Genomic DNA, 26,419 nt, shown 5'->3' with positions numbered 1-26,419 from the left:
CTTATAAGAACAACGATCAAGGTGCCCCATGAGCTACCCGACTTTGAACTTCGCCCTGGGCGAAACCATCGACATGCTGCGCGATCAGGTTCAGGCCTTCGTGGCCGCTGAATTGGCGCCGCGGGCTGCGCAAATTGATAAAGACAACCTGTTCCCCGCCGACATGTGGCGCAAATTCGGCGACATGGGCCTGCTGGGCATCACCGTCCCGGAAGAATACGGCGGCACGGGCCTGAGCTACCTGGCACACGTGGTGGCCATGGAAGAAATCAGCCGCGGCTCAGCCTCGGTCGCTCTGTCGTATGGCGCACATTCCAACCTGTGTGTAAACCAGATCAACCGCAACGGCACCCACGCACAAAAACTCAACTACCTGCCCAAGCTGATCAGCGGCGAACATGTCGGCGCACTGGCCATGAGCGAACCGAACGCGGGTTCTGACGTGGTGTCGATGAAACTGCGCGCCGACAAGCGTGGTGATCATTTTGTGCTCAACGGCAGCAAAACCTGGATTACCAACGGGCCAGATGCCAGTACCTACGTGATTTACGCCAAGACCGACATCGAGAAAAACGCCCACGGCATCAGCGCATTTATCGTGGAGCGCGACTGGAAAGGCTTCAGCCGCAGCAAACATTTCGACAAGCTGGGCATGCGCGGCTCGAACACCAGCGAACTGTTTTTCGACAACGTAGAAGTGCCCGAAGAAAACCTGCTCGGCCCGCTCAACGGTGGGGTCAAAGTGCTGATGAGCGGCCTTGATTACGAGCGTGTGGTGCTCTCGGGTGGCCCGACCGGCATCATGCAAGCGTGCATGGATCTGGTGGTGCCTTACATCCACGACCGTAAACAGTTCGGTCAAAGCATCGGTGAATTCCAGCTGATCCAAGGCAAAGTCGCTGACATGTACACCCAACTCAATGCCAGCCGCGCCTACCTGTATGCCGTGGCCGCTGCGTGCGAACGTGGGGAAACCACGCGCAAAGACGCCGCCGGGGTGATTTTATACAGCGCCGAACGCGCGACCCAAATGGCCCTCGACGCGATCCAGATTCTGGGCGGCAATGGTTACATCAATGAATTCCCGGCGGGTCGCCTTCTGCGCGACGCCAAGCTGTACGAAATCGGCGCGGGCACCAGCGAAATCCGCCGAATGCTGATTGGCCGCGAACTCTTTAACGAAACCCGCTAAGGAGGACGCGCATGTCCATCTTGAACACGACGATCAACCCGCGTTCGGCCGAATTCGCGGTCAACCGCGAGGCCATGCTCAAGCAGGTCGACGCCCTGCACCGCCTGCTCGCCCACGTGCAACAGGGCGGCGGCACTAAAGCACAAGAACGGCATACTTCACGGGGCAAACTGTTACCCCGCGAGCGTATCGACCGGCTGCTGGACCCCGGCTCGCCATTCCTTGAACTCAGTCAGCTCGCTGCCTACGAGGTGTACGGCGAAGACGTGCCAGCGGCCGGAATCATCGCAGGCATTGGTCGGGTCGAAGGCGTGGAGTGCATGATTGTGGCCAATGACGCCACCGTCAAAGGCGGCTCGTACTACCCGCTGACCGTCAAAAAACACCTGCGGGCGCAAGCCATTGCCGAGCAGAACCGTTTGCCCTGCATCTACCTGGTGGACTCCGGCGGCGCCAACTTGCCGCGCCAGGACGAGGTATTCCCGGACCGCGAACACTTCGGCCGCATCTTTTTCAATCAGGCCAACATGAGTGCTGCGGGCATCCCGCAAATTGCCGTGGTGATGGGCTCGTGCACCGCGGGCGGCGCGTATGTGCCGGCGATGGCTGACGAAGCGATCATGGTGCGCCAGCAAGCCACGATCTTTCTCGCCGGGCCGCCCTTGGTCAAAGCGGCAACGGGTGAAGTGGTCAGCGCCGAAGACTTGGGCGGAGCCGATGTGCACTGCAAAATCAGCGGCGTCGCCGACCATTACGCCCAGAGTGATGAACACGCGCTGGCATTGGCGCGACGCAGTGTGGCCAACCTTAATTGGCGAAAACTGGGCCAGCTGCAACAACGCACCCCGTCGGCGCCGCTGTATGCCAGCGACGAGTTGTATGGCGTGGTGCCCGCCGAGGCCAAGCAACCCTATGACGTACGTGAAGTGATTGCACGGTTGGTCGACGGCTCGGTGTTCGATGAATTCAAAGCCTTGTTCGGCACCACGCTGGTGTGCGGGTTTGCCCATTTGCACGGGTATCCGGTGGCGATCCTGGCCAATAACGGCATCTTGTTTGCCGAGGCGGCACAAAAAGGTGCGCACTTTATCGAACTGGCCTGCCAGCGCGGCATCCCGTTGGTGTTCCTGCAAAACATCACCGGATTTATGGTCGGCCAAAAATACGAAGCCGGCGGCATCGCCAAACACGGCGCCAAGTTGGTGACCGCTGTGGCATGCGCCAAAGTGCCTAAATTCACCGTGATCATCGGCGGCAGTTTTGGTGCCGGCAACTACGGCATGTGCGGTCGCGCCTATGACCCGCGCTTCTTGTGGATGTGGCCCAACGCTCGCATCGGCGTGATGGGCGCCGAACAGGCAGCCGGGGTACTGGTGCAGGTCAAGCGCGAACAAGCCGAACGCAACGGCACAACGTTCAGCGATCAAGAGCAAGCGCAGATCAAACAGCCCATCCTTGATCAATACGAACATCAGGGCCACCCCTACTACTCCAGCGCCCGCTTATGGGATGACGGCGTAATTGACCCGGCACAAACCCGCGAAGTGCTGGCGTTGGGCTTGTCCGCAGCGCTGAACGCGCCCATCGACAGCACGCGCTTTGGCGTATTCCGTATGTAACCCCAGCCTCACGGTAGGCGCGAGCTTGCTTGCGATGGCCGCACTCCACCGCAAGCACCTGCACAGCAGGCACAATCTTTTACACGTACAGCCATCCAAGGACTGACGGACATGATTGATTTCAACACCCTTGAACTGCACACCGACCCCCGGGGTTTTGCCACCTTGTGGCTGAGTCGCGAGCAGAAAAACAATGCGTTTAACGCTGAAATGATCCGTGAGCTGATCCTGGCGCTGGACGCCGTGCAAAGTGATGCCAGCCTGCGTTTTCTCATACTGCGCGGGCGCGGCAGGCATTTCAGCGCCGGGGCCGATCTGGCCTGGATGCAGCAGTCGGCCGAGCTTGATTACAACACCAACCTGGACGACGCCCGGCACTTGGCCGAGCTGATGTACAACCTCGCCAAGTTGAAAATACCGACCCTGGCCGTGGTGCAAGGCGCGGCCTATGGCGGGGCCTTGGGCTTGATCAGCGCGTGTGACATGGCCATCGGCGCCGATGACGCCCAGTTCTGCCTGTCTGAAGTGCGCATCGGCATTGCCCCCGCCGTGATCAGTCCCTTTGTGGTGCAAGCCATCGGCGAGCGTGCCGCACGACGGTTTGCCCTCACCGCCGAACGCTTTAGTGGCGAACGTGCCCGCCAATTGGGATTGTTGTCAGAAAGTTACCCCGTGGCCGAACTCGAACAACAGGTGGCGCGCTGGACCGACACCCTGCTGCTCAACAGCCCACATGCCATGCGCGCCTGCAAAGATTTGCTGCGCGAAGTCAGCCACGGCGCACCGACGCCAGCCATTCGCCGCTACTGCGAAAACGCCATTGCGCGCATTCGTGTCAGCCCTGAAGGCCAGGAAGGTCTGCGTGCCTTTCTCCAAAAGCGCACCCCGAGTTGGCAGCTCGACTCATCCAGTCAGGAGCCGCGCCCATGAACCCATCGACAATTACCTGCGTGCTGGTGGCCAACCGCGGCGAAATCGCCTGCCGCGTGATGCGCACGGCCAAAGCGTTGGGGCTGACCACCGTGGCGGTTCACAGCGACACCGACCGTGATGCCCGGCACTGTCGCGAGGCGGATATCTGCGTGAACCTGGGCGGCAGCAAAGCCGCTGACAGCTACTTGAAAATCGACAAGATCATTGCCGCCGCCAAAGCCAGTGGCGCTCAGGCGATTCACCCCGGCTACGGTTTTTTGTCCGAGAACGCAGGCTTTGCGCGGGCGATTGAAGCCGCGGGCCTGATCTTTCTGGGCCCGCCCGCTTCGGCTATTGATGCGATGGGCAGCAAATCCGCAGCCAAAGCCTTGATGGAAGTGGCAGGCGTGCCGTTGGTGCCGGGTTATCACGGCGAAGCCCAAGACGTGGACACTTTTCGCACCGCAGCAGACAACATCGGCTACCCCGTATTGCTCAAGGCCACGGCAGGGGGCGGTGGCAAAGGCATGAAAGTGGTCGAAAACGACAGCCAACTGGCTGAAGCGCTGGCGTCGGCGCAGCGCGAAGCGTTGTCGTCATTCGGCGATGCCCGGATGCTGGTAGAGAAGTACGTGCTTAAACCCCGGCACGTCGAGATCCAGGTATTTGCCGATCAACAGGGCAACTGCCTGTACCTCAACGAGCGGGACTGCTCGATTCAGCGCCGTCATCAAAAGGTCGTTGAAGAGGCGCCGGCACCGGGCTTGAGCGTTGCGCTACGGCGCGCGATGGGCGAGTCCGCAGTGCGCGCCGCGCAAGCCATTGGCTATGTGGGCGCCGGTACGGTGGAGTTTTTGCTGGACGCCCGCGGTGAATTCTTCTTTATGGAGATGAACACGCGTTTGCAGGTTGAGCACCCGGTGACAGAAGCCATCACCGGTCTCGATCTGGTGGCATGGCAGATCAAAGTCGCACGCGGCGAAGCACTGCCCATCACCCAGAATGAAGTGCCCTTGCGCGGTCATGCCATCGAAGTGCGCTTGTACGCTGAAGACCCCAGCCATGATTTCCTGCCGCAAACCGGCCGCCTGGCCGTGTACCGCGAATCGGCCGCAGGTGCGGGACGCCGGGTGGACAGCGGCGTGAGTGAAGGGGATGAGATTTCACCGTTTTACGATCCCATGCTCGGCAAGTTGATTGCCTGGGGCGAAGACCGCGAACAGGCTCGGTTGCGCCTGCTGGCGATGCTGGATGAGTTTTGCATTGGCGGGTTGAAAACCAACCTGAGCTTTTTGCGCCGGATTATCGGGCATCCAGCCTTCGCGGCGGCTGAACTCGACACCGACTTCATCCCGCGCTATCAGGCGCAATTACTGCCGCCTGCTGAGCCTTTGCCTGACGCATTTTGGACTGCGGCCGCGCAGGCGTATGCGCAAAGCCTTACACCCGTTGTTCACGAAGAGGATCGCGCCTCACCGTGGGCGGTCAGCACCGGGTTTCGCAACGGATTAGCGGCGCACACGTTGCTGGCACTGAGCAGCAACGGCGAACAACGCACCGTCAGCCTCAGCGGTGTTGGCAGCCCGTTGCGCGGCGATCAGTTGTTGAGCGAGCACGATGGGGTGCGCAGCAAACACCTGGCCATTCGGCGCGCAAACACGTTGTATCTGCGCTGGGGCGGCGAACTACAGACGGTGAACGCCTATGACCCGCTGGCGGCTACAGGGGCCAGTCATACGCAACAAGGCGGTCTGACAGCCCCCATGAATGGCAGCATCGTGCGGGTACTGGTCGAGGTTGGGCAAAGCATTGAAGCCGGTACGCAACTGGTGGTGCTCGAAGCAATGAAAATGGAGCACAGCGTGCGTGCGCCCCGCAGCGGTACCGTCAACGCCCTTTACTGCCAGGAAGGGGACATGGTGGTCGAAGGCGCGGTGTTGGTCGAACTGGCCTGAATGTCGGGCATTAAAAAGGCGGACACCGGTGTCCGCCTTTGAGCTGGATGCATGGAGGGCTGGCAATCAGAACTTGGTCGTTGCCTGCACCACCACACCCAGAATACGGCTGCGCTCATCGAGCAGGGTTTTGGGATACGTCGGGTTTAGCGGCTTGAGATAGCGCCGACCACTCTCTTCGATCAACTGGCGAAACGTCGCGGCTTCACTGTCCGGCGTGCGCACAACCACCATCTTGCCGGGTTCGGCTTCCAGGTCCGGGTCGATCAGGATCATCATGCCTTGGGGGATGCTGATGCCCACCGGGGCCGTCATCGCATCGCCTGTCACTTGCAGCCAATAGGCATCACCTTTGGCGTAGTGATCGCTCATCTCAAACACCGTGGACGGCTGATAACCCTGCCGGGCTTTCTCGTTGATGTGCCCGGCACTTTCCCAGTCCGTGACGGGGTAGCGATACGCCGAGGTGATGTCGTAGACCGGCTCGGCGGTGTTTACGTCATCGTTACTGGCCTTGCGTTCACGTACCACGATCGCGACTTCAAGGTGCCCCAGCCCAAGGGCATGCAGCACTTTGTTCATCGTTTCGAGGTCGGGCTGACGACGTTTGTTAAGCCAATGACCAACACCGCCCTGGGAAGCCCCGACGCGTTCGGCGAGTTTTTCTTGCGTGAGTTTCAGCTCGCGCAATTTCGTTCTGACTAAAGCGATCCATTTATCCATCTGGCGAACAATACGGAATGCCTGAGCCGCAACAATACACATATTGTATTATTTAACTTTTAGATATAAATACTCATTGTACTAATCTGCATTGGCTGATTCGATTAATCTCAGAGACGCAGGAAAATCATGACTCCCATAACAAAAATTCCGCTCAAGACTGAACCCGATGCAGAGCTAGAAGCGCTCAAAGACAGTGCCGCAAGGCAGCGTGCACTCGATTATTATTTGAAACCATCTGTAACTCAGCGCAGTACTGAGCACAAAGTGTTCACTGTGCGCGAAGGTTTGAGTTTGGAAGAGGCGATGGTCCATGCCTCAGAGTTGCTGCGCTATGCACTGGCCTACGCCCATGAGTGCGCTGGAAGCCTACAAGGCGCGCAACGGGATCTCACACTTGGCGCGGTGCATTTCATCGAGATGGCCAAAGACCTGGTCGACAACACGGTGGACACACACAAGGTCGCCGGGGGCTGACACCCGGCGACCTGATTGAGAGTGCCGCCGTTGCAGGTCAAGCAGCCCTTGCCTGACCTGCTCACGTATCAGCCGTTAAGGCGCTCTTGAGCAAGGCTGTCGGCAACGGCGGTGGTATTGCGATCCTCAGCTTTGGCTCGCACAAAGATCTGACGCAAAGTTTCGCCTATGCCTTCAACGTGCCGACGGACCTGCTCGGGTGTACCGCCGTGGTACTCGTAAGACACGTCAATGATGCCGCCCGCATTGATCGCATAGTCGGGGGCGTGCAACACCCCCCTGCGCCACAATTCATCGGCATGGGCGGCGGTGGCCAGCTGGTTGTTGGCTGCACCGGCAATCACCGGCGCACGCAACAGTTGCAGGGTGTGATCGTTGATCACCGCCCCCATGGCACACGGCGAGAACACATCCACCTCCAGCCCGTAAATGTCTTGCGCACTCACAGCATGGGCACCCAATTCATCGACGGCCCGGCGTACATTCGCGTCCTGAATATCGTGTACCCATAACTGCGCACCGGCGGCCTTGAGTTGCCGGGCAAGATCAAACCCCACCTGCCCAAGCCCCTGAATGGCGACACGCAAGCCGTTAAGGTCTGAGCGACCCAGACGCTGCGCGACCGCTTCGCGCAGGCCGATAAAGACGCCAAGGGCCGTTGCCGGCGAGGGATCGCCGCTGCGCGTGCCGCCACCCAACTGCTCGCGCGTACCGGCACCCACCACATGCCGTGTGCGCTGGCCCATCAGCGCCATTTCGGCCACGCCAGTGCCCGAGTCTGCGGCCGTGATATAACGCCCGCCCAAGCTGTCGACAAACCCGCCCATGGCCTGGAACAACGCCTCGCTCTTGCCTTTGTGCGGGTCGCCGATGATCACCGCCTTGCCACCGCCCAAGGGCAGCCCGGCCAAGGCAGATTTATAGGTCATGCCGCGCGACAAGCGCAAAACATCATTCAACGCCTGCTGTTCATCGGCGTAGGGCCACATGCGACACCCGCCCAAGGCTGGGCCCAGACGTGTGTTGTGCACCGCAATGATGGCTTTGAGACCCGTGGCCTTGTCGTGGCAGAACATGACCTGTTCATGCTGATCAAATTCGGGATGAGCAAAAATCGGCATTTCATTTCTCTCTTGTTGTTAGTCAGTGAGCGACGCCAGACCTGAGGGTCACTGCGCGACCCGGCCTGCGGGTGCGTAACCCGTCGTAAGAGAGTGAAGGTTTGCCAGAGGATTTTTCTTTCTTATTTTTAGGAAATGCAGTGCTAGGCTGCATGAAACATTCAACAAAAATAAGAAATCAGATTAATTCATGCCGATTAAATTAAGCACCATCGACCGCAAGATCCTGCGCTTGCTGCAACACAACGCTGACCTGTCTGCCGCTGAAGTAGCCGAACACGTTGAGTTGTCGCAATCGCCCTGCTGGCGGCGCATTCATCGCTTACAGGAAGAAGGCTTGATCGAGCGCAAAGTCGCCCTGCTCAACCCGAAAAAACTGGGACTCAACGTGGTGGTGTTCGTCAATGTGCGGCTTTCTGGCCACGGCAGGCGCCATCTGACCGAGTTTGAAGAAGCGATCACCGGTTATCCGGAAGTCATCGAGTGCTACACCATGGCAGGCGATATGGATTACCTGCTTAAGGTCGTGACCCATGACATCGACAGCTACGAGCGTTTTTTGCGCGATCACCTGCTGCAAAAGCCACACGTACAGGAAGCCCACTCAAATATCGCCATGAGCGAAGTCAAGCGCACCACTGAGCTGTTGTTGGACTAGCGGGACAGAGCCTTGGAGCGAGGAATGGAAAAAAAATTTCCGAAATGCGCGGAAAAACACTTGCTTTGCAAATGATAATGATTACTATTGCATGCAGCTGGTCGCGAGATCAGCCGATCATTCAAGGGACCTTAGGTCGGTTCTTTGAATAATCTCCTCATCAGGCTAATCACGGTTATTTGACCCGGCTTCTGGCCGGGTCTTTTTTTTGTGGCCAGTTATCTGGCTCAGCTTGCTTCAGGCTAATGAAGTCTGGTGTGCGGCCGGTTTTTTTCGGTGACCGCTACGATGCCGGCGATGATAGCAAAAGAACATCGACCGAAGAAAGCCTGAAGTCCAAGACTATAGCCGTAATGGCAATTTAGCACTTGAGAATCAATCGCAAAAACACTAGAATTGCGCCGCGTCAAGGATGACGCCCCCCTCGTATTTTTCTCCTCTTTTTTCGCCTGCTTTTACCTACATTTTCGTATTGGCCCGACGCCATGACGCGGTACAGTAACGCCCACAATTCTTAGACTCAGGGATCTGGACGATGACTGTGGCGCCCTCTTCACTTCACATCAGCAGTGACTTCGACAGCGGCAATATTCAGGTGCTGGAGGCCAGCGACCCGCTGAACGTAAAACTGGCCATCAAGCCCGATTCCAAAAGTCAGCACTTTCAGTGGTTTCATTTCAAGGCCAGCGGTCTGACCCCAGGGCAAAGCCACACCTTTTGCCTGACCAACGCCAGCCAGTCTTCCTACAACAAGGCGTGGGATGGCTACAACGCCGTGGCGTCCTACGATCACGAGCATTGGTTCAGAGTGCCCACCACCTTTGACGGTGCTTCGCTCAACATCACCCTGGACGCCGAGCACCGCGAGGTGTGGTTTGCCTATTTCGAACCTTACAGCCGCGAACGGCACGACCGGTTGATCAAGGACGCGCAGCAGTGGTCGGGCTGCGAGGTGCTGGCCGTCGGCAAAAGTGCCGAAGGTCGCGATATTGAGCTGTTGCGCAAGGGCACTGGCGCTGCGAATAAACACAAGATCTGGATCATCGCGCAGCAACATCCCGGTGAGCACATGGCCGAGTGGTTCATGGAAGGGATTTTCAAACGTCTGGAACAAGGCAGTGACCCGCAGTTGCGCAAGTTGTTGGACTACGCCGACTTATACCTGATCCCCAACATGAACCCGGACGGTGCCTTACATGGCCACTTGCGCACCAATGCCAACGGTCAAGACCTGAACCGCGCCTGGCAAACCCCCTGCTCGCAGGTCAGCCCTGAGGTGTTCTTTGCCTTGGAGCAGATGAAAAAACACCGCGTCGACCTGTTTCTGGATATCCACGGCGACGAAGAAATCCCTTATGTGTTCACCGCGGGTTGTGAAGGCAACCCTGGCTATACGCCGCGCCTGGCCGCACTGGAAGCACGCTTTCGCGACGACCTGAAGGCTCGCACTCAGGACTTTCAGACCACCCACGGCTATACCCGCGACGAACCCGGCCAAGCCAACATGACCTTGGCCTGCAACAGTGTCGGCGAGCTTTTCGACTGTTTGTCGCTGACCCTGGAGATGCCGTTCAAGGACAACAACGACGCGCCAAACCCGCGGACCGGCTGGGATGGCCAACGCTCGATGCAATTGGGCAACGACGTGTTGAGCACCCTCTCGGCAATGGTCAAGGAGCTGCGCTAAAACCCGACATCCAGGACCACGTTGTCGATATAAGTCCCGGCGGGCGGGGTGGCCTGATCGGTGTAGATTTTGGCGTTGAAGTTAAATACCTGACTGCCGACGCCCAACCCGTTGCCAGGGTTGATCTCAGCATCCGAGCTTGCCCGTCGGGCGCTGCCGACACGGCCCTAACGGGTGGTGCCGGCACTTTTGAAAATGTCATACGCCAAAAAATTGCTCCCCGAGATCATCTGCCGTCGCCCACCCACACTTACCGCCTGGGCACCGTCACTCAAACCCACGGTATAGGCGCTGCCCTTGGTGCAAGACAGGCTGATGGTCTGGCTGGTGACCGGGGTGAATGCGCTGATCACCGGCGCGCTGCCAAAGCTGATGTTGAGCGCGGAGATGGTGCAGTCATTGGCCACCGTCAGGGTGACGGTCAAGGGCGTCGACTTGCTGCCAGCGTTGGCCCCGATGCAAATGCCACCAATGCCGATACCGGGGCAGTAGTACCAGTCCCATTGAATATTCAGCGTTTCGGTGTACACCCCCGCCGCCACATTGCTCCCCGTAATGGTGCTGATGTACAACGGGATGTATTTGGGCGACGCACTGCCAATCAGCCCCAACAACGACAGCAAACCGTTACTTGCGAAGTCAAAGCCGGGTGCCCCGCGGCTGATCGGGTAGGTGGTGGCATGGGTGGCGTAAATCGTATACCCGATCACATCACCGGTCGGCCCGACCATGCCGCTGGTGGCCGAGGTGATGGTGGCCTTGAACATCGAGGTGCCGAACAGCGTAATGCCGGTGCCCACGCAACTTAGCCCCGAATTGAGCGTGGAGGTGGATTGCCGCGTGTTTTTCACCGCCATCGACCCCACCAAACCAAACGCTGCGGGGGGTCGTGGTGCCCACACTACACGCCGCCTGTGCACTGACTGACAACCCGCACAGGCCGCCCAGCGCGAGCCACATCGCAAGGCGTTTCACTGGCACACCACCGGCCCGATCAAGGGCACTTGATCGCCTTGGGGCGGTAACGCGAATGAAGCTCTGCACTGCGCGCCGTCGGGCACTATCACCTGCAACGTGTTCTGCGCCGTCAGGTCTTCCAGGTACACCAGGCCGTCCCAGCCCACCACGGCCCGCGCGCCGTTTTGTTCATTGAGCACCGCGCTGCTCAAGGCCTCAGTGCGCGGGTAGGTCGAACGCGCCCCGATCCGTTGTTCCGGCAGCCAGTCGGGCGGTACTTGCAGCAATAGACGCTGGGCCTGGCTGTCGTACTCGCTGTGTAAACCGGGCACGCTGTCCAGCCCCACCTCTGAGGGGCCTGAGGCAGGCAAGCGAATGCCGACCGCCTGCAATTCACTGGCGCTCACAAACAGCTGCCCTTGGCGTTGTACAACCGGCACCACGCGCGGGGTGTTCATCTGATTAACCACCAGTTCCAGATACAACAGTGCATCGGCGACGGCCTCCATGCTGGCAGGCGGCGGGGGCAATTCGCCCGCCAGCACAGTCGTGCGGGCCCACCCCCCCCCGCGGCACACGCTGATTGAGCAGCGCCGCATTCAATGGCCCGGAGCCACTGTCCAGACGTGAGATACGCCCAAAATCAAGCACACCCAAAGGCTCGATCCCGGCGTTGCGGGTTGAGCCAATCAACTGGCAACCGCGTTCCACGGTCACCCGCACCTGGACTTCGTACTCAGCCGAAGGGTCAACGCACTGCGTGGCGCGGGGTGTGCGCAAATTGCCTGAAACCTGTAAACGATTAATCGCTATCATGCGCGGCACTTTTCATCGATTTACACGAGTGCACACCGCCTGCTTATGGATACCCTCGCTAAACTGCGCGCCGGTCAATTGAAAGGCCTCAAACGTCTGGACCTGGCCTGCGGGCTGACCGAGTTCCCGGACGAAATCTTCCAACTGGCCGATTCGCTGGAAATCCTCAACTTGAGCGGCAATGCCTTGAGCCGCCTGCCTGACGATTTGCATCGGTTAACCCGGTTGCGCATTTTGTTTTGCTCGGACAACCACTTCACCGCGCTGCCCGAGTGCCTGGGGCGTTGTGCCAACCTGAGCATGATCGGCTTCAAAGCCAACCAGATCGTGAACGTACCGGGTACGGCGCTGCCACCGTTGTTGCGCTGGCTGATCCTCACGGATAACCACATCAGCCAATTGCCTGACGAACTGGGGCAGCGTCCTTTGCTGCAAAAACTGATGCTGGCCGGTAACCGCCTGCAACAATTGCCGCGCAGCCTGGCCGGGTGCGAACGCCTTGAACTGATCCGCCTGGCCTCCAATCAGCTCGCTGAACTGCCCGACGGGCTACTGGCCATGCCCCGCCTGAGCTGGCTGGCCTATTCGGGCAATCCGCTGGCCGACGAAACCCGCACTCAGCAGGCAGACGACCACACACCGAACATTGACTGGTCGCAATTGACCCTTGAGCAGCCACTGGGTGAAGGCGCCTCCGGGGTAATTTATCAAGCGCAATGGCGTGAACCGGGGCAACCGGTGCGGGCGGTCGCGATCAAACTCTACAAAGGCAGCATCACCAGCGACGGCTCACCGCTGCACGAAATGAACGCCTGCATCGCCGCAGGCCAGCACCCGAACCTGATCAAGGTGCTGGGCCGGGTAGTCGGTCACCCTGAGGCGCAAGCGGCACTGGTGATGGAACTGATCGATCCCTCGTTCACCAACCTGGCGGCCCTGCCCAGTTTTGACAGTTGCAGCCGCGACGTGTATGCCGACAGCACCCGCTTCACCGCTGACAGCGCGCGACGTATTGCTCGTGGCATTGCCTCGGCCGCGGCTCATTTACACGCGCAGGGCATCTGTCATGGCGATTTGTACGCGCACAACATTTTGTTCAACGCACAGGGCGAATGTTTGCTGGGCGACTTCGGTGCCGCGTGCTTTCACGCCACAGACGACAGCCCACACACCCGCGCCCTGCAACGTATTGAAGTGCGCGCGTTCGGGATTTTGCTGGGGGAGTTGCTGGCGCGCATCGACTCAGGCTTGAGCGATGCCCAACGCGGCGACTGGCATCAACTGCACGAACGTTGCATCCAGCCGAACGTACTGGCCCGGCCAGATTTTGCAGCCATCAGCCGCGCGCTGGGCTGAGCCTGTCGCGATCCACGTTGCCGTTGCCGAAGGCGACGACCGCTACGCGCCCGGTCGCCGCCTCGCGTTACGCCTCAGCGGCCACAGGATTGAGATGCGCGTGGCTTGATCGCCAACAGATACCGATTAGGCCAATGCCACAAACATGTCTTGTACGTCGTCCTGCTCTTCGAGCTTGGCCAAAAATTCCTGCACCTCAGCCATCTGCTCGTCAGTCAGGCCCGAGACCGGGTTTTTGGGGATATAACCCAGCTTGGCGGACAGCACGGTGAAACCCTGTTCTGGCAGCGCTTTGTGCACGGCATCCAGGTCGGTAGGTTCGGTGATGAACAAGGTGGTGCCTTCTTCGTCGCCTTCTTCAAAATCCTGAGCGCCTGCTTCAATGGCCGCCATTTCAGGATCAGCGTCCGGAGTGTCAGCCTTGGCTTCGATCAGGCCGACATGGTCAAAGTCCCATGTTACCGAGCCGGAAGTGCCCAGTTGACCCTTGCGAAATGCCACGCGGATTTCAGCCACGGTACGGTTCACATTGTCGGTCAGACATTCAACAATCAACGCCACCTGATGCGGGGCAAAACCTTCGTACGTGACGCGGTGATATTGCACCGCCTCAGTGCCGATACCCGCACCTTTGTTAATGGCACGCTTGATGGTGTCGGCTGGCATGGAGGCCTTTTTCGCTTGTTCATACACTAGGCGCAAATGCGAGTTCATGTCCGGATCGGCGCCGTTACGTGCAGCAACGGTCAGTTCTTTCGCCAGTTTGCCGAAAATCTTGCCGCGGCTATTGGCGGCGTCCGCTTTGTGTTTAACCTTCCACTGTGCGCCCATTTCTTACTCTCTCAATCGTGTGTGTCGCGGCTCAAAGGCCATCGAATGGGCGCAAGTTTATACGGCAAGAAGGTCTCAATCGACCAAAAAAATTCGCGTCTACCCATTGGACTGTGGCGCCAGCGCCATAAACGCCTTGATCAGTCGCAACTCGGCACGGCGTTCCATGCAGCCAATCATGTGCCGATTGGTCAACCCCGTGCCGTTGATGGGCACGGCGCAAACCCGCGGGTCCTGGCTGACTTCAACTGAGGACACAACTCCCACGCCAAGCTGCGCAGCCACGGCCTCGGTCACCGCTTCGCGGCTGTCCAGCTCCAGCAGCACACGCGGGCTTACCCCCGCCTTGGCGCACGCCTGATCGAACGTACGCCGAGTGGTGGACGTGGGCTCGCGCAAAACCATGATCACTTGGTCCAACTGCGCAATCTCGATGCCATCCGTCAACGCCTGCCACGGATGGGCGGCCGGCACCAACGCGCATACCCGCGATTGATTGAGCGGCCGTAACGTTAACCCCTTACGCGGCTCAACGTCGGTCAGCACGGCCACGTCCACGTGCTCCGAGAGCAAAGCGGCGAGGGTTTCCTGCGCATTGCCCAGACGCAGATTCACGGTAATGCCGGGGTAACGCTCGCGCAGGTTCGCCAGCATTGGCATGACCAGATGCGGGCCATCGGCGGCGACTTCGAGGCGCCCGGTGAGCAACTGGCGATTGGCCTCCAACATGACCTGCGCTTCATCCACCAAACCGAACATGGCGCGGGTGATGGCGGCGAGTTTAATGCCCTCTTCAGTCAGCTCCACACGCCGCGCCGTGCGCCGCAACAGGGTGATCTGGTAGTGATCTTCGAGCGCTTTGATATGGCCGGTGACCGCTGGCTGACTGATAAACAACCGTGCGGCGGCGCGGGTGAAGCTGCCTTCGCGCGCCACCGCATCAAACGCACGCAGTTGGAAAAGATTCATATGTATAAGCCTCACTGATGGCCGGCATAACAACAAACAATTTGATTGATAACAACTCAAACTGCAATTTATGCCGTGTATTCAGTAGCCATCCCAAAGCTTGTGAGGAAACCAGAATGAGTTCTGCCGCGCCGACCCTGCTGACCCCAGGCCCACTGACCACCTCGCTGCGCACCCGCCAGGCCATGCTGCAGGATTGGGGTTCATGGGATGACAGCTTCAACAGATTGACGGCCAGCCTGTGCGAACAACTGCTGGCCATTATCAACGGCGCCAGCAGTCACCATTGTGTTCCTTTGCAAGGCAGCGGCACGTTCGCCGTGGAAGCGGCAATCGGCACTCTGGTTCCACGCGATGGCAATGTGTTGGTGCTGATTAATGGCGCATACGGCAAACGCCTGGCCAACATCTGCGACGTGCTGGGCCGTCGTTTCAGCACCTTTGAAACCGCCGAGGATCAGCCCACGACCGCCGCAGACGTGGAGCGCCTGCTCAACGCCGACCCGGGCATTACCCATGTGGCGCTGATTCACTGTGAAACCAGCACCGGGATTCTCAATCCCTTGTCAGAAATTGCCGAAGTTGTAGCCAAACAAGGCAAACGCCTGATCATCGACGCCATGAGTTCATTCGGTGCCCTGCCCATCGATGCACAAAAAACACCCTTCGATGCCTTGATTGCAGCGTCCGGCAAATGCCTGGAAGGCGTACCGGGTATGGGCTTTGTCTTTGCGCGCAAAGACGCATTGGCCCACGCGGCGGGCAACTCTCATTCCTTGGCCATGGACCTGCACGACCAGCACACCTATATGGCCAACACCGGGCAATGGCGCTTTACCCCGCCAACTCACGTGGTCGCAGCGCTGCACGAGGCGCTGGCGCAATACAACGAACAAGGTGGTTTGCCAGCCCGTCATCAGCGCTACAGCAAGAACTGCCAGACCCTGCTCGACGGCATGGCCACCCTGGGCATTCGCAGCTTTGTGCCAGCGGCCATTCAAGCGCCGATTATCGTCACCTTCCATGCCCCAAAAGACCCGCGTTATCAGTTCAAGGATTTCTATGAGCGGGTCAAGGCCAAGGGTTTCATTCTGTACCCCGGCAAATTGACTCAAGTCGATACCTTTCGTGTGGGCTGTATCGGTCATGTTAATCACGCCGACATGCAGGCCGCGGTTAATGCCGTGGCGCAGGTACTGGAGGAAATGCAAGTGCTGGACATCTGACAGCCGGACGGCTGTCACAAACCCAAATTTCGCCGTGCGGCACGGGCCGCTCACACAGGATCAAAAGACATGAACTACACCCAACCAAGCAAGCTTCAAGCAGCCATCCTCGATTGGGCCGGTACTGTGGTCGATTTTGGCTCTTTTGCCCCCACGCAAATCTTTGTCGAAGCCTTCGCTGAATTTGATGTGCAGGTGTCTATCGAGGAGGCACGCGGCCCGATGGGGATGGGCAAGTGGGATCACATCCGTACCCTGTGCGACCAACCGCAGATTGCCGAACGCTATAAGAAGGTATTCGGCCGCACCCCGTCTGACGATGACGTCACGGCCATTTACAAGCGCTTCATGCCGTTGCAAATCGAGAAAATCGCCGAACATTCCGCGTTGATTCCGGGCGCGCTTGAGGCCATTGCAACACTGCGTGCCCAAGGCATGAAAATCGGTTCCTGCTCGGGGTATCCGGCGCAGGTCATGGCCAAGGTTGTGGCGCTGGCAGCCACCAATGGTTACGTTGCCGACCATGTGGTCGCCACCGATGACGTCCCCAACGGCCGTCCGTGGCCCGCTCAGGCACTGGCCAACGTCATTGCCCTGGGCATCGATGATGTGGGCGCCTGCGTCAAAATTGACGACACGGTGCCGGGCATTCTCGAAGGCCGCCGCGCGGGCATGTGGACGGTAGCACTGGTGTGTTCCGGCAACGCACTGGGCCTGACCTACGAGCAATACACCGCTCTGGACGCTGTGACCCTGGCCGCTGAACGCACCCGGATTCACACCTTGTTCGAAGGCTCGCGCCCGCATTATCTGATCGACACCCTCCGCGAGCTGCCTGCGGTCATTGCGGATATCAATACCCGCCTGGCCCGAGGTGAAATGCCGCAAAGCAGCTAAGGCGCTATCAGCTGACGGCTGACGGCTGCGGCCAACCCCATCGCAGTCGCCAGCCGGGTTCTGTTTATTGTTGACGAACTTGCCAGAACGCTTGATCCGCCCAGCGTTGCTCACGCCGGTACTGAATATCCAGCATGCGCACATACGCCCGCCTGATACTCAACAGTTGCGCAGTGTATTGCTGCGTCGATTCATGCTGGCCTGACAACGCCGCCTGAACCGTCTGCGCTCCACGCATGGCGCTGTACAGCGCATTGAAAATGCCTTGGGACGACAACGGGTCAAAGGCCAGCGCTGCGTCCCCGACGGCCAGCCACTGCTCACCTGCTACTTGCTGTAAATAACTACCGCCTGCTTCGCACGCGTGAGGGGGCGACCACTCGCCTGAACCGCTGTGCCGCCGGATGTAACGCGTTTTATCCCATTGCGCCAACCACCCATGACGGTCTTTAAGTACTTTTTGTGCGTCACACGGTGTGAGGTGCAAGGCTGCAATCCGTTGGTCGCCGGGCAACGCCGCGCTGTACCACCAGCCGTTTTTCACCGCCTCGATACAGGTGCGTTGATCACCAGCAACGTGTTGCGTACGTGAGTAAAGCGCAATCAGCCGTTGATCTCGCTCGCGCTTGACCCCCAGGCGCCGGGCCACACACGCGCTGCGGCCACTGGCATCTATCACCCAGCGCGCGCCCACCTGCTCCTCGCGCAACGTCAGCAACCAACGGTTCCCTGCGCGCTGCACCTGCTCAAATCGCTGCGTACACCCGGTAACACCGGCATCACCCGCGGCGTTGCGCAACGCTGCATCAAACGCTTGGCGGCAGAGATGCCAACCCGCTCCATACGGTTCGCGCATAAAGTCCCGGCAATAGAGCGCCTCTTGGCCCCATGACACTACATTGCCCACGCAGGGCAGCGGTTGACTGGCGTGCAGCCAAGGTAACAATCCCAGCTCAAACAGCAGCGGATAGGCTGACCCCGGTAAACTCTCACCCACTTTAAGCACATGAGAGGTGTCATCAATCAGCAATACCTGATGGCCCGATAACGCCAGGCACCTGGCCGCGACAGCACCTGCGGGGCCCGCCCCGACTATCGCGACATCAAATGTTTTCACGTCTGACTATCCGGCGAAACTCCTCGCATTGCTCCTGGCTCTCCCACCCTGCCCGCTCGATATCGGACAAGGACCGTTTTGCCCCCCTACGCAGGTCCGGCGCGGGGGGCGCAACAGGGCTTTGGCCACCCGACACGCTTTCGACCATCATGATCGCGGGCAAGTCCGGGTCATTCTCAACGCCTGGCCGTGCTTCAATCACTCCCACGCGCGCCATATCGCCGACGAGTTGTGTGGCCTGGTCGATAAAGCTCCCGCGCAATTTACGCCCCCAGTAAACCCGGCGGTTAAACGCAGCTACGCGCTGCTCTCGGGGTAGCGCCATGTCGGTTGAGACGTGATAGTCCGCCTCACTGAGCACCTGATCAGGCACACCGGCTGGCCAAAACGTGGGCAGATAGGGATCGTAATCGGCGTCATACCCTGAGCGACAACCCACCGCATCCACCTGCCAGGGCAATGCCATCCACCGGCTCAGCCCACCCGGAGGTTGGGCATACAAAGGTCCGTCGACGGCCAATGCCAGGCGTTGATCCAATACGGGACCGAAGTCCGGCAATGGCTGGTCTTCAGGCAGGGCTTTAATACGAAAAGGCGCGCGGTACAGGGAGATGTGGCGCATGGGCCATGACAGCTCAATTCCTGGATGGAAAGCATCCGCCAGGCAAAAGTGCAGCGCGGCCTGATCCAGCATGGCGGGTTGATCGGCCAAATTGACATCATCCAGATGCGCGGGCGGTTTATGGTCCGGTGTCCAGTCCGCATGGAATTCACCTTTGACCCATCGTTTTAACAACTGGCTGCGATAAGGCGATGGGGCCAGGTGATCGTGCGCACTCTCTTGATCAGCGCCAAAAGTGTCGCCGTACAACCAGGGCCAGGTTCTGGGTTCATGTACCGCGTTGTTTGCCCCACGAAACGCATTGAACACCGCTTGGCGCAGATGGCTGAAGGTCTCGTCGGTGCGCGACAGTTTGGCCAATAACAGTGGGTTATTAAAATCGAAGGGCGCGCCCTGCCCGAACAGGGTTGCGAAACCTTTGTTAACCCATTGCAGGCCGCTCAGGCGCTGAAAAATCGGTAGCACATCGCGACTGAAGGAAGGCCGCTCGGGCGGTGCCAACCAGCCATTGGCGTGGTAAGTGTCTGTCATCAAGTCATAAAGCGTGCGCCAGCCGACTGTGTTGGGTGAAAAGTCCGGCTGGGCCACCACCACCCAAGCGGATTCGACGGGGATCACAACCCCATTGATTTTTACCGACGCCGAGACCGGGCCGTCAGAGGTGTCGTCAAACCAGCCGGCCGCATTGGCGAAGTGATTACTCACATTGGGATCATAAATCGGCATACCCGTGGGAGATCCGGAGTGGCCATAGCCGCCCAACACCAGCAGCCGCCCCGACTCATCGGTGCGCAACTCACCGAGCGAAACCGGCATGCCCAAAAATGTACCGCCTGTAAACTCATGGGCAGGGCCGCTGACCGTTCTGCCCGAGACGGCTCTGGCACCCGCGTCGATGACCAGCGCTTCGCGCTCAGCGCCCACCCTGTCGGCATTGCGTAAACGAAGTTGAGTGTGGGCGGCATCCTCTATGTCCATCGCCTTTTCAAACTCAAACCACTCAGCCTTTCGATTGACCACATGGGCGCGCCATTCAATGTCAGCGTCGTCCAGCGTCAGCTCACCGACCACCTCGTTCTCGAGGTTGTAGCCGTAAATACGAAAACGCGCGGCCTGACGTTTAATGGCACCGTTTGCATCGTGGCGACTTCCAGCGCTGACCCATTGCGGGGCTATGGTTTCAGGGCTGATGACGTATTCGTCGCGACTGTTACCTAAGCGTGCGATGCCAATACCAGGATGTATCGAGGCCCGCACAACTGTTTTAAGTTGTTGCCGTGTGAGTGTTTTACTGTGCATAGCATCACGTCCATGTGGGATGACTGTGTACAAACAAGCAAATGCATTCGCTCATCTATTTAAGGCTTAAGTTGCGCCGGGCGTTCAACTTGAGGTTCACCCAACACATTGCCATTGTAATGACGACGCACAGTGGCAGACGCTTGATAGATAACTTTGCGGGCATCGGCAAGACTGCCGACCGGCTGATGTTCTTTCAATGTTCGCCAGGGATTGAATGCCAGGGTTTCGCCATACACCGACTGGTTACGTGAATCGATGTCCTGTATCGGCAATATTAAAGTGGCCACATGAACGGGCGCAGACGTTACTTCATCCCACTCATGAGTCGCCGTGTCCAACGGCATACAGTCATCATCTTCTTGCAGTTGCACCATAAAACGTAGACGCACCTCTGCCGTCATCAGGCGTTGATGTAGATCGGCCTTCAAATAACCGGGCGCATCAAAATCAGGTTCAGGGCCTAACGCGATCACTTCAGGCTCAATTTTATATTTACAAAATTTTTGCAACCCAAAATGAAAAGGAATAACGCTCCACAACTCACTCTCCAAAACGCTTTTCACATCCTTGCGCATCGCGGCCAGGATTGCCTTGGTGTCTTCATGCGCCTCAATCCAGGCCGCGAAATCCCTGAAGGCCAAGGCCATGTCCTGCGCATCATTAACGAAAAAAACCGGATGATTCTGAAGCAGGAAGTCGACGGTAGGAGACGATTCGTCTGGCTCCAGGCATTTTTCACCCTCAACGCCGAAGAGCTTGATGCCCAAGCCAACCGTTTCACCCCGCTCAGGTGCACCGTCTGGAATGTCACACGAGTAACGCACCCATGCAGGGTAGGTTTTAGCCTGTGCAAACAGGCCCACTTTTAATTCATCGGGCAGATCTTCAACCACTTCAAAACGGCCATGCGCCACCCCGTTCAAACGTAAAAAAACGGGGCGCCTGACAGGGCATTGTCCGGCTCGTATTCGCCTCATTTGGGTTTTTTCAATAAACAGTTCTTCTAACTCGGCAATGGGGTCTTGTACATGAGTGCTTACGTTAATTACGGATGACGTACTGCGTAGATTCGCCATAATCATGAGCTTCCTTTCTCGAAATCAAACGTCTTGAACACTCAACATTAGTTCACCCCCCTGCTTGTGCACGCCGTGCACTCTCCCAATACGTAACAAGATACATGTAACTTATGCATCTCCGTCGCCCAACCTTATAGACATTGTTTTGACCGATATAAAAAACACCGCCTAAGCGGTGTTTTTAAAGAACAGCACTGACGCGATCAAACACCTTTAACTGTCTCCACCCACTGACTGTAAGCATCAATAAACGCTTGCAAGAACGGTCGGGTTTTCTCAGATAACTGGCCAGCCTCATCGAAGGCACTGCCTGCGCCACCCAAGTAAGCTTCAGGTTGTTGCATACATGGCACATTGAGAAACACCAGGGATTGGCGCAAATGATGATTAGCGCCAAACCCGCCAATCGCACCCGGCGAAACACTGATCACAGCGCCCGGTTTGCCACTGAACACACTTTGACCGTAAGGGCGTGAGCCTACGTCGATGGCATTTTTCAGCGCACCTGGGACCGAGCGGTTGTACTCCGGCGTGACAAACAGCACCGCATCAGCCTGGCGAACCTGATCACGAAACGCAGTGTAGGACGCCGGAGGTGGCGTAACGTCAATGTCTTCGTTATACAACGCCAGCTCACCGATCTCGACAATGTTCAGCTTCAAGTGAGGGGGGGCCAACTGCGCCAAGGCATGGGCCACTTTTCGATTGAGAGAGTCCTTTCTCAGACTGCCGACCAACACTGCAACGCTGTAGACCTTACTCATGGAAAACCCCCGCGGCTCAAGCTGTAGGAAGATTAGTTATAGATGATCGGACGCCTTTCTTGCAGCGCCATTCACCCTATCGGCCAACAAGCCTGTAAAGTAGCGAGACTATTTTTTCCACCGCGCTAAACTTCCCCTGCTGATCAACGGTCTACAAGAACCGCAAATTGGGTGTTTATCTCCAGAGGTTCTCTACAAATGGCTGCAGTTCTCGTTGGACAATTTCATGCAAGAGACGCGGAAGGCCGTGTCTATTCGGTGCATGAGTTTCAAGATTCCACACCTGGGACAGACGGTCAGCCAGTCATCACCTATAAGCTGGCTATTGGCGATCGCGTTAAGAAAAACTCTGATACCGAGTTCGAGCTGGTGCAATCAGGCGTGATCCTGATTCGCGAGCCTGAATCCGTCGTGCCAGCGTAAGAAAAAACTGTAGGAGCGAGCGTGGCACGCTCGCTCCAGCGGTGGCTACTGCAAGAACCGGCGCTGGGATTTATGTCCGGTTTTCGAACAGCAGGTACCAAAAGATCGCCACTTCAGCGGTCTGCGGGTCAATCCCGCGATAGCGCAAATGATCAATCCCACCTACCTGATAACCGCAACGTTCGTACAAGCGGCAGGCGCCGATATTGTTGTTTTGGGTTTCAAGCATGATGCCCGGCAATTTTTTTTTGTGGCTCCAAAACTTCACCACGTCTAACAATGATTTGGCCACGCCATGACGACGAGCGCCCGCGATCACTGCTAGCTCATCCACATGCGCGAAGCCGTTCCAATTGGTACTGACGACCACATGCCCCACCGGCTGGTTGTCCAGGTACGCCATGAAAACTGCGCTGTCCGGCGCACCGCGATAGCTGGCGAACTCATCCGGGTCGATGCCATAACACTTGCGGTACGGCGTGACCATTGCCAATGGCCAGTGCTCTACGTTCAGCTGCGCTTCTACTTGCGCATAGGCACGCACTTCAAAGCTGAAATCGTTACACCATACATACGGTGCAAAACCTTCATCAGCCAACCGGACCGAGACTTCAGGATTTTGAGGATTAATAACCAGATGCATAGATCAAAGAGTCCTTGTTTCTGGCACACCCGCCTGCCCACGCTGCCGCATGCTGCGCGAAGGGCCTTGAGCCCTTATTCAAACGCACAAGGGTTCGGGTTATTGCACGGTCTGGCTTTTGGCTTCGAGCAGTTGCGTCCATAGCGATGGCGCTCCGGCTGACTTGGCAATGGCTTCAAGCCGGGCAGCATGCTCAGCCATATCGCTTTCACTGGCGCGAATAATCCGACCCGGCTGGCGGTCCGCTGCCAAACGACGAATTTGCGTCGCCTGTTGACCCGAACCCTCACCCGAACCATTGCCATCTGAAGCGTTGCCGGCCAACGACAGACTGGTCTGCCCGCCGGTCATGGTCAGGTAAACGTCTGCCAGAATCTCGGAGTCGAGCAAGGCGCCGTGCAGTTCACGTCCCGAGTTATCGACCCCATAACGCTTGCACAAGGCATCGAGGCTGTTGCGCTGACCAGGGTGGCGCGCACGGGCCATCATCAACGTATCGAGGATGGTGCAGTGCTGCGTGAGGTCAGTGCGATTGGTTTGCCCGATCAAGGCAAACTCATTGTTCAGAAAGCCGATGTCGAACGCAGCGTTGTGAATGATGAGCTGAGCGCCTTTGATGAACTCAAAAAACTCATCGGCCACTTCAGCAAAACGCGGCTTGCCCACCAAAAATTCGTTAGTGATGCCGTGAACGCCGATCGCGCCCTCGTCACTTTCGCGATCCGGTTGCAGGTACACGTGAAAATGCCGTCCGGTCAGACGGCGGCCCATCAGCTCAACACAACCGATCTCGATCACCCGATGGCCATCGGTGACCGGCATACCTGTGGTTTCGGTATCGAGTACGACACTACGCATGCTTGATACCTCTCATTTCATCCACGCCACGATTGGCCAACTGGTCAGCGCGCTCGTTGCCGTAATGGCCAATGTGCCCACGTACCCACTGCCATTTCACGGTATGCCGATTGACTTGTTCATCCAGCAATTTCCACAGATCGGCATTTTTGACCGGCTCCTTGGCGGCGGTTTTCCACCCGCGTTTTTTCCAGTTGACCATCCATTCGGTGATGCCTTTCATCACGTACTGGGAGTCGGTCACCAACAGTACTTCGCACGGGCGCTTGAGCTCTTCAAGGCCACGAATGGCAGCCATCAGTTCCATGCGGTTATTGGTGGTGTTGGGTTCGCCGCCCCAGAGTTCTTTCTCGACGCCCTGGCATACCAGCAAGGCACCCCAGCCGCCAGGGCCAGGATTGCCCTTGCAGGCACCATCGGTGAACATTTCAACGCTATCGCTCATTACAACCTATCCAGAAAAGGGTGTTGTGGCCTGCCCATCATGGATGGACAGCACCAGAGACCGGATCACGCCAGCCTTTCGTTAATCAAGAGGGACTAGGGTTCACTGTGACGCCGATTGACCTTGGCCATCGGCAAAGGAATCAGTTTGCCCATGGGTTCACGGCGCAATGGATTGACGGGCCGCAAACCCACCACCATTTTGCGTGCAACTAATATGTAGAAGCCGCCACCGGCCAGTTGCCAGCTACCCGCCTTGCGCTCCCAGCCCGACAAACGGCGTTGCCAGGCAGGTGAATCGAGCGGCGGACGATAGCACCCGAAGCGGCGTTTCTCCAGCGCAAAGCCCAGCAAATTCAGCCAGTCCGCCACGCGCGAGGCAGAAATGCAGCGCGCCTTGCTTAACGCGTCCTTGGCGAAAACGTGCCGAAGCCCCCACGTGCTCCAGGGGTTGATTCCCACGATCAACAGGTGCCCGCCGGGGCGCACACTGCTGGCGGCTTCGCGTAGCAAGCCATGAGGCGACAGGCAAAAATCCAGACCGTGTTGCAGCACCACCACATCGGCGGCGTGCTCACATAAAGGCCATGCTTGCTCTTCACAAAAAATCTCGACACCCGGCAAGGGCGCACCCAAGCGCACATTGCGTTGCACCTGTGGGGCACTGGGCGGTGCGTCGGCGCCTGGGCCGTAATGCACCAGGTAACCGCCAAAAAATCGACCGAGCTCCTCTTCCAGTACTCGCTGTTCATCCTCAAGCAACAACTGCCCGTGAGGACCGGACAGCCATTCGCGCGCGGAACGGATCAGCGCCAGCCACTCAGGGTCAGCCTGAGCCAATGCTTTATCGGTCATTGCTCCTCCAACTCGCCTTACACCCATTACAGGCCCTAAGATGCGCCATTGTTTCGCACTTGGGAATTGCACAATGCTACAGATCGACGCCCTGCCCGCCTTCAACGACAACTACATCTGGTTGTTACAAGACAATGCCAGCAAGCGCTGCGCCGTGGTCGACCCGGGTGATGCCGCACCGGTCCAGGCGTGGCTTGATGGACATCCGGACTGGACGTTGAGCGACATCCTGGTCACTCACCACCATTTTGATCATGTCGGCGGCGTTGAGCACCTGCATAACCTGACAGGCGCCAAAGTTTGGGGCCCTGCACTCGAAAACATCCCCGCGAGACAGCAGGCGCTCAACGACCACGACTGCATCGAGGTATTGGGCCTGACGTTCGAGGTTTTCCTGCTACCCGGCCATACCCTCGGTCACATTGCCTACTATCAGGCAGCGCCCGCCGCCCCCTTGCTGTTTTGTGGCGATACGCTGTTTGCCGCCGGTTGTGGCCGACTGTTCGAGGGTTCCCCCGAACAAATGCATCACTCGTTAAGCCGACTGGCCGCGCTGCCTGCCAATACCTCGGTGTTTTGCGCCCATGAGTACACGTTAAGCAATTTGCGCTTTGCACAAGCGGTCGAGCCAAACAACGCCGACATCCAGGCGCGACTCGATGAAGTGACCCGATGGCGCGCAGAAGGTCGCATCAGTTTGCCGTCCACGATGGCGCTGGAATTACGCACCAATCCCTTTTTACGGGTCAGTGAAACATCCGTTAAACAAAAAGCTGACGAGTGGAACGAGCAGGACAATGCCTCGCCCTGCGCCGTCTTTGCCAGCTTGCGCAGCTGGAAAGATAAGTTCTAATCAGGGTCGCGGTTGGCACAAAAATTCTGAACAGTTGACCGCGCCCCCCCTGCTTTCTAGAAT

At 58.2% G+C, this 26,419-nt stretch carries 25 protein-coding genes and 2 pseudogenes; 12 read left to right on the top strand and 15 right to left on the bottom strand.

The features are described 5' to 3' along the window. The first annotated feature begins 28 nt into the window (after positions 1–28). The 4 genes from TU86_RS07380 (at position 29) to TU86_RS07365 (ending at position 5,678) form a co-directional block, all read left to right on the top strand. On the top strand, positions 29–1,192 hold the full coding sequence (locus TU86_RS07380) for an isovaleryl-CoA dehydrogenase (protein ID WP_048363627.1): 1,164 nt from the start codon (positions 29–31) through the stop codon (positions 1,190–1,192). 11 nt (positions 1,193–1,203) lie between these two features. Then, positions 1,204–2,811, top strand: coding sequence for a carboxyl transferase domain-containing protein (locus TU86_RS07375; protein ID WP_048363626.1), 1,608 nt, complete (start codon positions 1,204–1,206; stop codon positions 2,809–2,811). Between the two features lie 111 nt (positions 2,812–2,922). Continuing rightward, positions 2,923–3,741, top strand: a complete 819-nt coding sequence (locus TU86_RS07370) for a gamma-carboxygeranoyl-CoA hydratase (protein ID WP_048363625.1) — start codon at positions 2,923–2,925, stop codon at positions 3,739–3,741. After that, the gene (locus TU86_RS07365) at positions 3,738–5,678 is read left to right on the top strand and encodes an acetyl/propionyl/methylcrotonyl-CoA carboxylase subunit alpha (RefSeq protein ID WP_048363624.1); all 1,941 of its coding nucleotides are present in this window, start codon (positions 3,738–3,740) and stop codon (positions 5,676–5,678) included. The genes TU86_RS07370 and TU86_RS07365 overlap by 4 nt, the downstream gene beginning before the upstream one ends. 66 nt (positions 5,679–5,744) lie before the next feature. On the opposite strand, the gene TU86_RS07360 is transcribed toward TU86_RS07365, so the two are convergent. Further along, entirely contained in the window at positions 5,745–6,401 is a 657-nt protein-coding gene (locus TU86_RS07360; RefSeq protein WP_048363703.1) for a LexA family protein, read from the bottom strand. 129 nt (positions 6,402–6,530) lie between these two features. Here TU86_RS07360 and TU86_RS07355 point away from each other — a divergent pair, with 129 nt between their 5' ends. Further along, positions 6,531–6,878, top strand: a complete 348-nt coding sequence (locus TU86_RS07355) for a DUF6124 family protein (protein ID WP_048363623.1) — start codon at positions 6,531–6,533, stop codon at positions 6,876–6,878. Between the two features lie 68 nt (positions 6,879–6,946). On the opposite strand, the gene TU86_RS07350 is transcribed toward TU86_RS07355, so the two are convergent. Continuing rightward, the gene (locus TU86_RS07350; protein WP_048363622.1) at positions 6,947–7,999 is read right to left on the bottom strand and encodes a Glu/Leu/Phe/Val dehydrogenase dimerization domain-containing protein; all 1,053 of its coding nucleotides are present in this window, start codon (positions 7,997–7,999) and stop codon (positions 6,947–6,949) included. 190 nt (positions 8,000–8,189) lie between these two features. Between TU86_RS07350 and TU86_RS07345 the strand changes: the two genes are divergently transcribed. Both TU86_RS07345 and TU86_RS07340 read left to right on the top strand, forming a co-directional pair. Continuing rightward, complete coding sequence (locus tag TU86_RS07345; RefSeq protein ID WP_048363621.1) at positions 8,190–8,657, top strand: Lrp/AsnC family transcriptional regulator; 468 nt, start codon at positions 8,190–8,192, stop codon at positions 8,655–8,657. 535 nt (positions 8,658–9,192) lie between these two features. Next, positions 9,193–10,344: a M14 family metallopeptidase gene (locus tag TU86_RS07340; protein WP_048363620.1), complete on the top strand. Its 1,152-nt coding sequence runs from the start codon at positions 9,193–9,195 to the stop codon at positions 10,342–10,344. Here TU86_RS07340 and TU86_RS07335 read toward each other — a convergent pair. The 3 genes and pseudogenes from TU86_RS07335 to TU86_RS23850 form a co-directional block, all read right to left on the bottom strand. Next, positions 10,341–11,304: pseudogene (locus TU86_RS07335) on the bottom strand (Csu type fimbrial protein). The gene TU86_RS07340 and the pseudogene TU86_RS07335 sit on opposite strands and share 4 nt — an antisense overlap. A gap of 11 nt (positions 11,305–11,315) precedes the next feature. Then, a complete protein-coding gene (locus TU86_RS23255; RefSeq protein ID WP_048363619.1) occupies positions 11,316–11,900 on the bottom strand; it encodes a FimD/PapC C-terminal domain-containing protein in 585 nt (194 codons plus the stop codon). Beyond that, positions 11,869–12,081, bottom strand: a pseudogene (locus tag TU86_RS23850) (hypothetical protein); the annotation flags it as partial. The gene TU86_RS23255 and the pseudogene TU86_RS23850, both read right to left, overlap by 32 nt. A gap of 81 nt (positions 12,082–12,162) precedes the next feature. On the opposite strand from TU86_RS23850, the gene TU86_RS07325 reads away from it, so the two are divergent. Next, entirely contained in the window at positions 12,163–13,473 is a 1,311-nt protein-coding gene (locus TU86_RS07325) for a protein kinase (RefSeq protein WP_048363618.1), read from the top strand. A gap of 126 nt (positions 13,474–13,599) precedes the next feature. Here TU86_RS07325 and TU86_RS07320 read toward each other — a convergent pair whose 3' ends face one another. Both TU86_RS07320 and TU86_RS07315 read right to left on the bottom strand, forming a co-directional pair. Continuing rightward, entirely contained in the window at positions 13,600–14,304 is a 705-nt protein-coding gene (locus TU86_RS07320) for a YebC/PmpR family DNA-binding transcriptional regulator (RefSeq protein ID WP_048363617.1), read from the bottom strand. Positions 14,305–14,403: 99 nt separating this feature from the next. Continuing rightward, positions 14,404–15,273: a LysR substrate-binding domain-containing protein gene (locus TU86_RS07315; RefSeq protein WP_048363616.1), complete on the bottom strand. Its 870-nt coding sequence runs from the start codon at positions 15,271–15,273 to the stop codon at positions 14,404–14,406. A 116-nt stretch (positions 15,274–15,389) separates the two neighbouring features. Between TU86_RS07315 and TU86_RS07310 the strand changes: the two genes are divergently transcribed. Next, on the top strand, positions 15,390–16,499 hold the full coding sequence (locus TU86_RS07310; protein ID WP_048363615.1) for a 2-aminoethylphosphonate--pyruvate transaminase: 1,110 nt from the start codon (positions 15,390–15,392) through the stop codon (positions 16,497–16,499). Positions 16,500–16,568: 69 nt separating this feature from the next. Beyond that, complete coding sequence (gene phnX, locus TU86_RS07305; RefSeq protein ID WP_048363614.1) at positions 16,569–17,396, top strand: phosphonoacetaldehyde hydrolase; 828 nt, start codon at positions 16,569–16,571, stop codon at positions 17,394–17,396. 64 nt (positions 17,397–17,460) lie between these two features. Here the strand turns inward: phnX and TU86_RS07300 are convergent, their stop codons facing one another. From TU86_RS07300 to TU86_RS07285, 4 genes are all read right to left on the bottom strand, one after another. Further along, entirely contained in the window at positions 17,461–18,513 is a 1,053-nt protein-coding gene (locus tag TU86_RS07300; RefSeq protein ID WP_053075992.1) for a tryptophan 7-halogenase, read from the bottom strand. Further along, positions 18,500–20,434, bottom strand: a complete 1,935-nt coding sequence (locus TU86_RS07295) for a LodA/GoxA family CTQ-dependent oxidase (RefSeq protein WP_048363613.1) — start codon at positions 20,432–20,434, stop codon at positions 18,500–18,502. The genes TU86_RS07300 and TU86_RS07295 overlap by 14 nt, the downstream gene beginning before the upstream one ends. Positions 20,435–20,493: 59 nt before the next feature. Beyond that, positions 20,494–21,513, bottom strand: coding sequence for a catalase family protein (locus tag TU86_RS07290; RefSeq protein WP_157395884.1), 1,020 nt, complete (start codon positions 21,511–21,513; stop codon positions 20,494–20,496). A 206-nt stretch (positions 21,514–21,719) separates the two neighbouring features. Further along, positions 21,720–22,280, bottom strand: coding sequence for an NADPH-dependent FMN reductase (locus TU86_RS07285; RefSeq protein WP_048363611.1), 561 nt, complete (start codon positions 22,278–22,280; stop codon positions 21,720–21,722). Positions 22,281–22,478: 198 nt separating this feature from the next. Here TU86_RS07285 and TU86_RS07280 point away from each other — a divergent pair, with 198 nt between their 5' ends. Then, positions 22,479–22,703 (top strand): hypothetical protein, encoded by a 225-nt coding sequence (locus tag TU86_RS07280; RefSeq protein ID WP_048363610.1) that lies wholly within the window; start codon positions 22,479–22,481, stop codon positions 22,701–22,703. A gap of 70 nt (positions 22,704–22,773) precedes the next feature. On the opposite strand, the gene TU86_RS07275 is transcribed toward TU86_RS07280, so the two are convergent. From TU86_RS07275 to TU86_RS07260, 4 genes are all read right to left on the bottom strand, one after another. Beyond that, positions 22,774–23,346, bottom strand: a complete 573-nt coding sequence (locus tag TU86_RS07275; RefSeq protein WP_048363609.1) for a GNAT family N-acetyltransferase — start codon at positions 23,344–23,346, stop codon at positions 22,774–22,776. Positions 23,347–23,445: 99 nt separating this feature from the next. Next, a complete protein-coding gene (gene dnaQ / locus TU86_RS07270) occupies positions 23,446–24,204 on the bottom strand; it encodes a DNA polymerase III subunit epsilon (protein WP_048363608.1) in 759 nt (252 codons plus the stop codon). Continuing rightward, positions 24,197–24,649 (bottom strand): ribonuclease HI, encoded by a 453-nt coding sequence (gene rnhA, locus TU86_RS07265; RefSeq protein ID WP_048363607.1) that lies wholly within the window; start codon positions 24,647–24,649, stop codon positions 24,197–24,199. Before rnhA ends, dnaQ begins: the two co-directional genes overlap by 8 nt. Positions 24,650–24,744: 95 nt before the next feature. Continuing rightward, positions 24,745–25,503: a methyltransferase domain-containing protein gene (locus TU86_RS07260; protein WP_048363606.1), complete on the bottom strand. Its 759-nt coding sequence runs from the start codon at positions 25,501–25,503 to the stop codon at positions 24,745–24,747. A 73-nt stretch (positions 25,504–25,576) separates the two neighbouring features. Between TU86_RS07260 and gloB the strand changes: the two genes are divergently transcribed. Then, complete coding sequence (gene gloB / locus TU86_RS07255; protein WP_048363605.1) at positions 25,577–26,356, top strand: hydroxyacylglutathione hydrolase; 780 nt, start codon at positions 25,577–25,579, stop codon at positions 26,354–26,356. The last annotated feature ends 63 nt before the right edge of the window (positions 26,357–26,419 follow it).

The sequence above is a fragment of the Pseudomonas weihenstephanensis genome (assembly GCF_001043055.1).
Taxonomy (GTDB): domain Bacteria; phylum Pseudomonadota; class Gammaproteobacteria; order Pseudomonadales; family Pseudomonadaceae; genus Aquipseudomonas; species Aquipseudomonas weihenstephanensis.
This window is presented reverse-complemented; position numbering and strand designations above follow the sequence as displayed.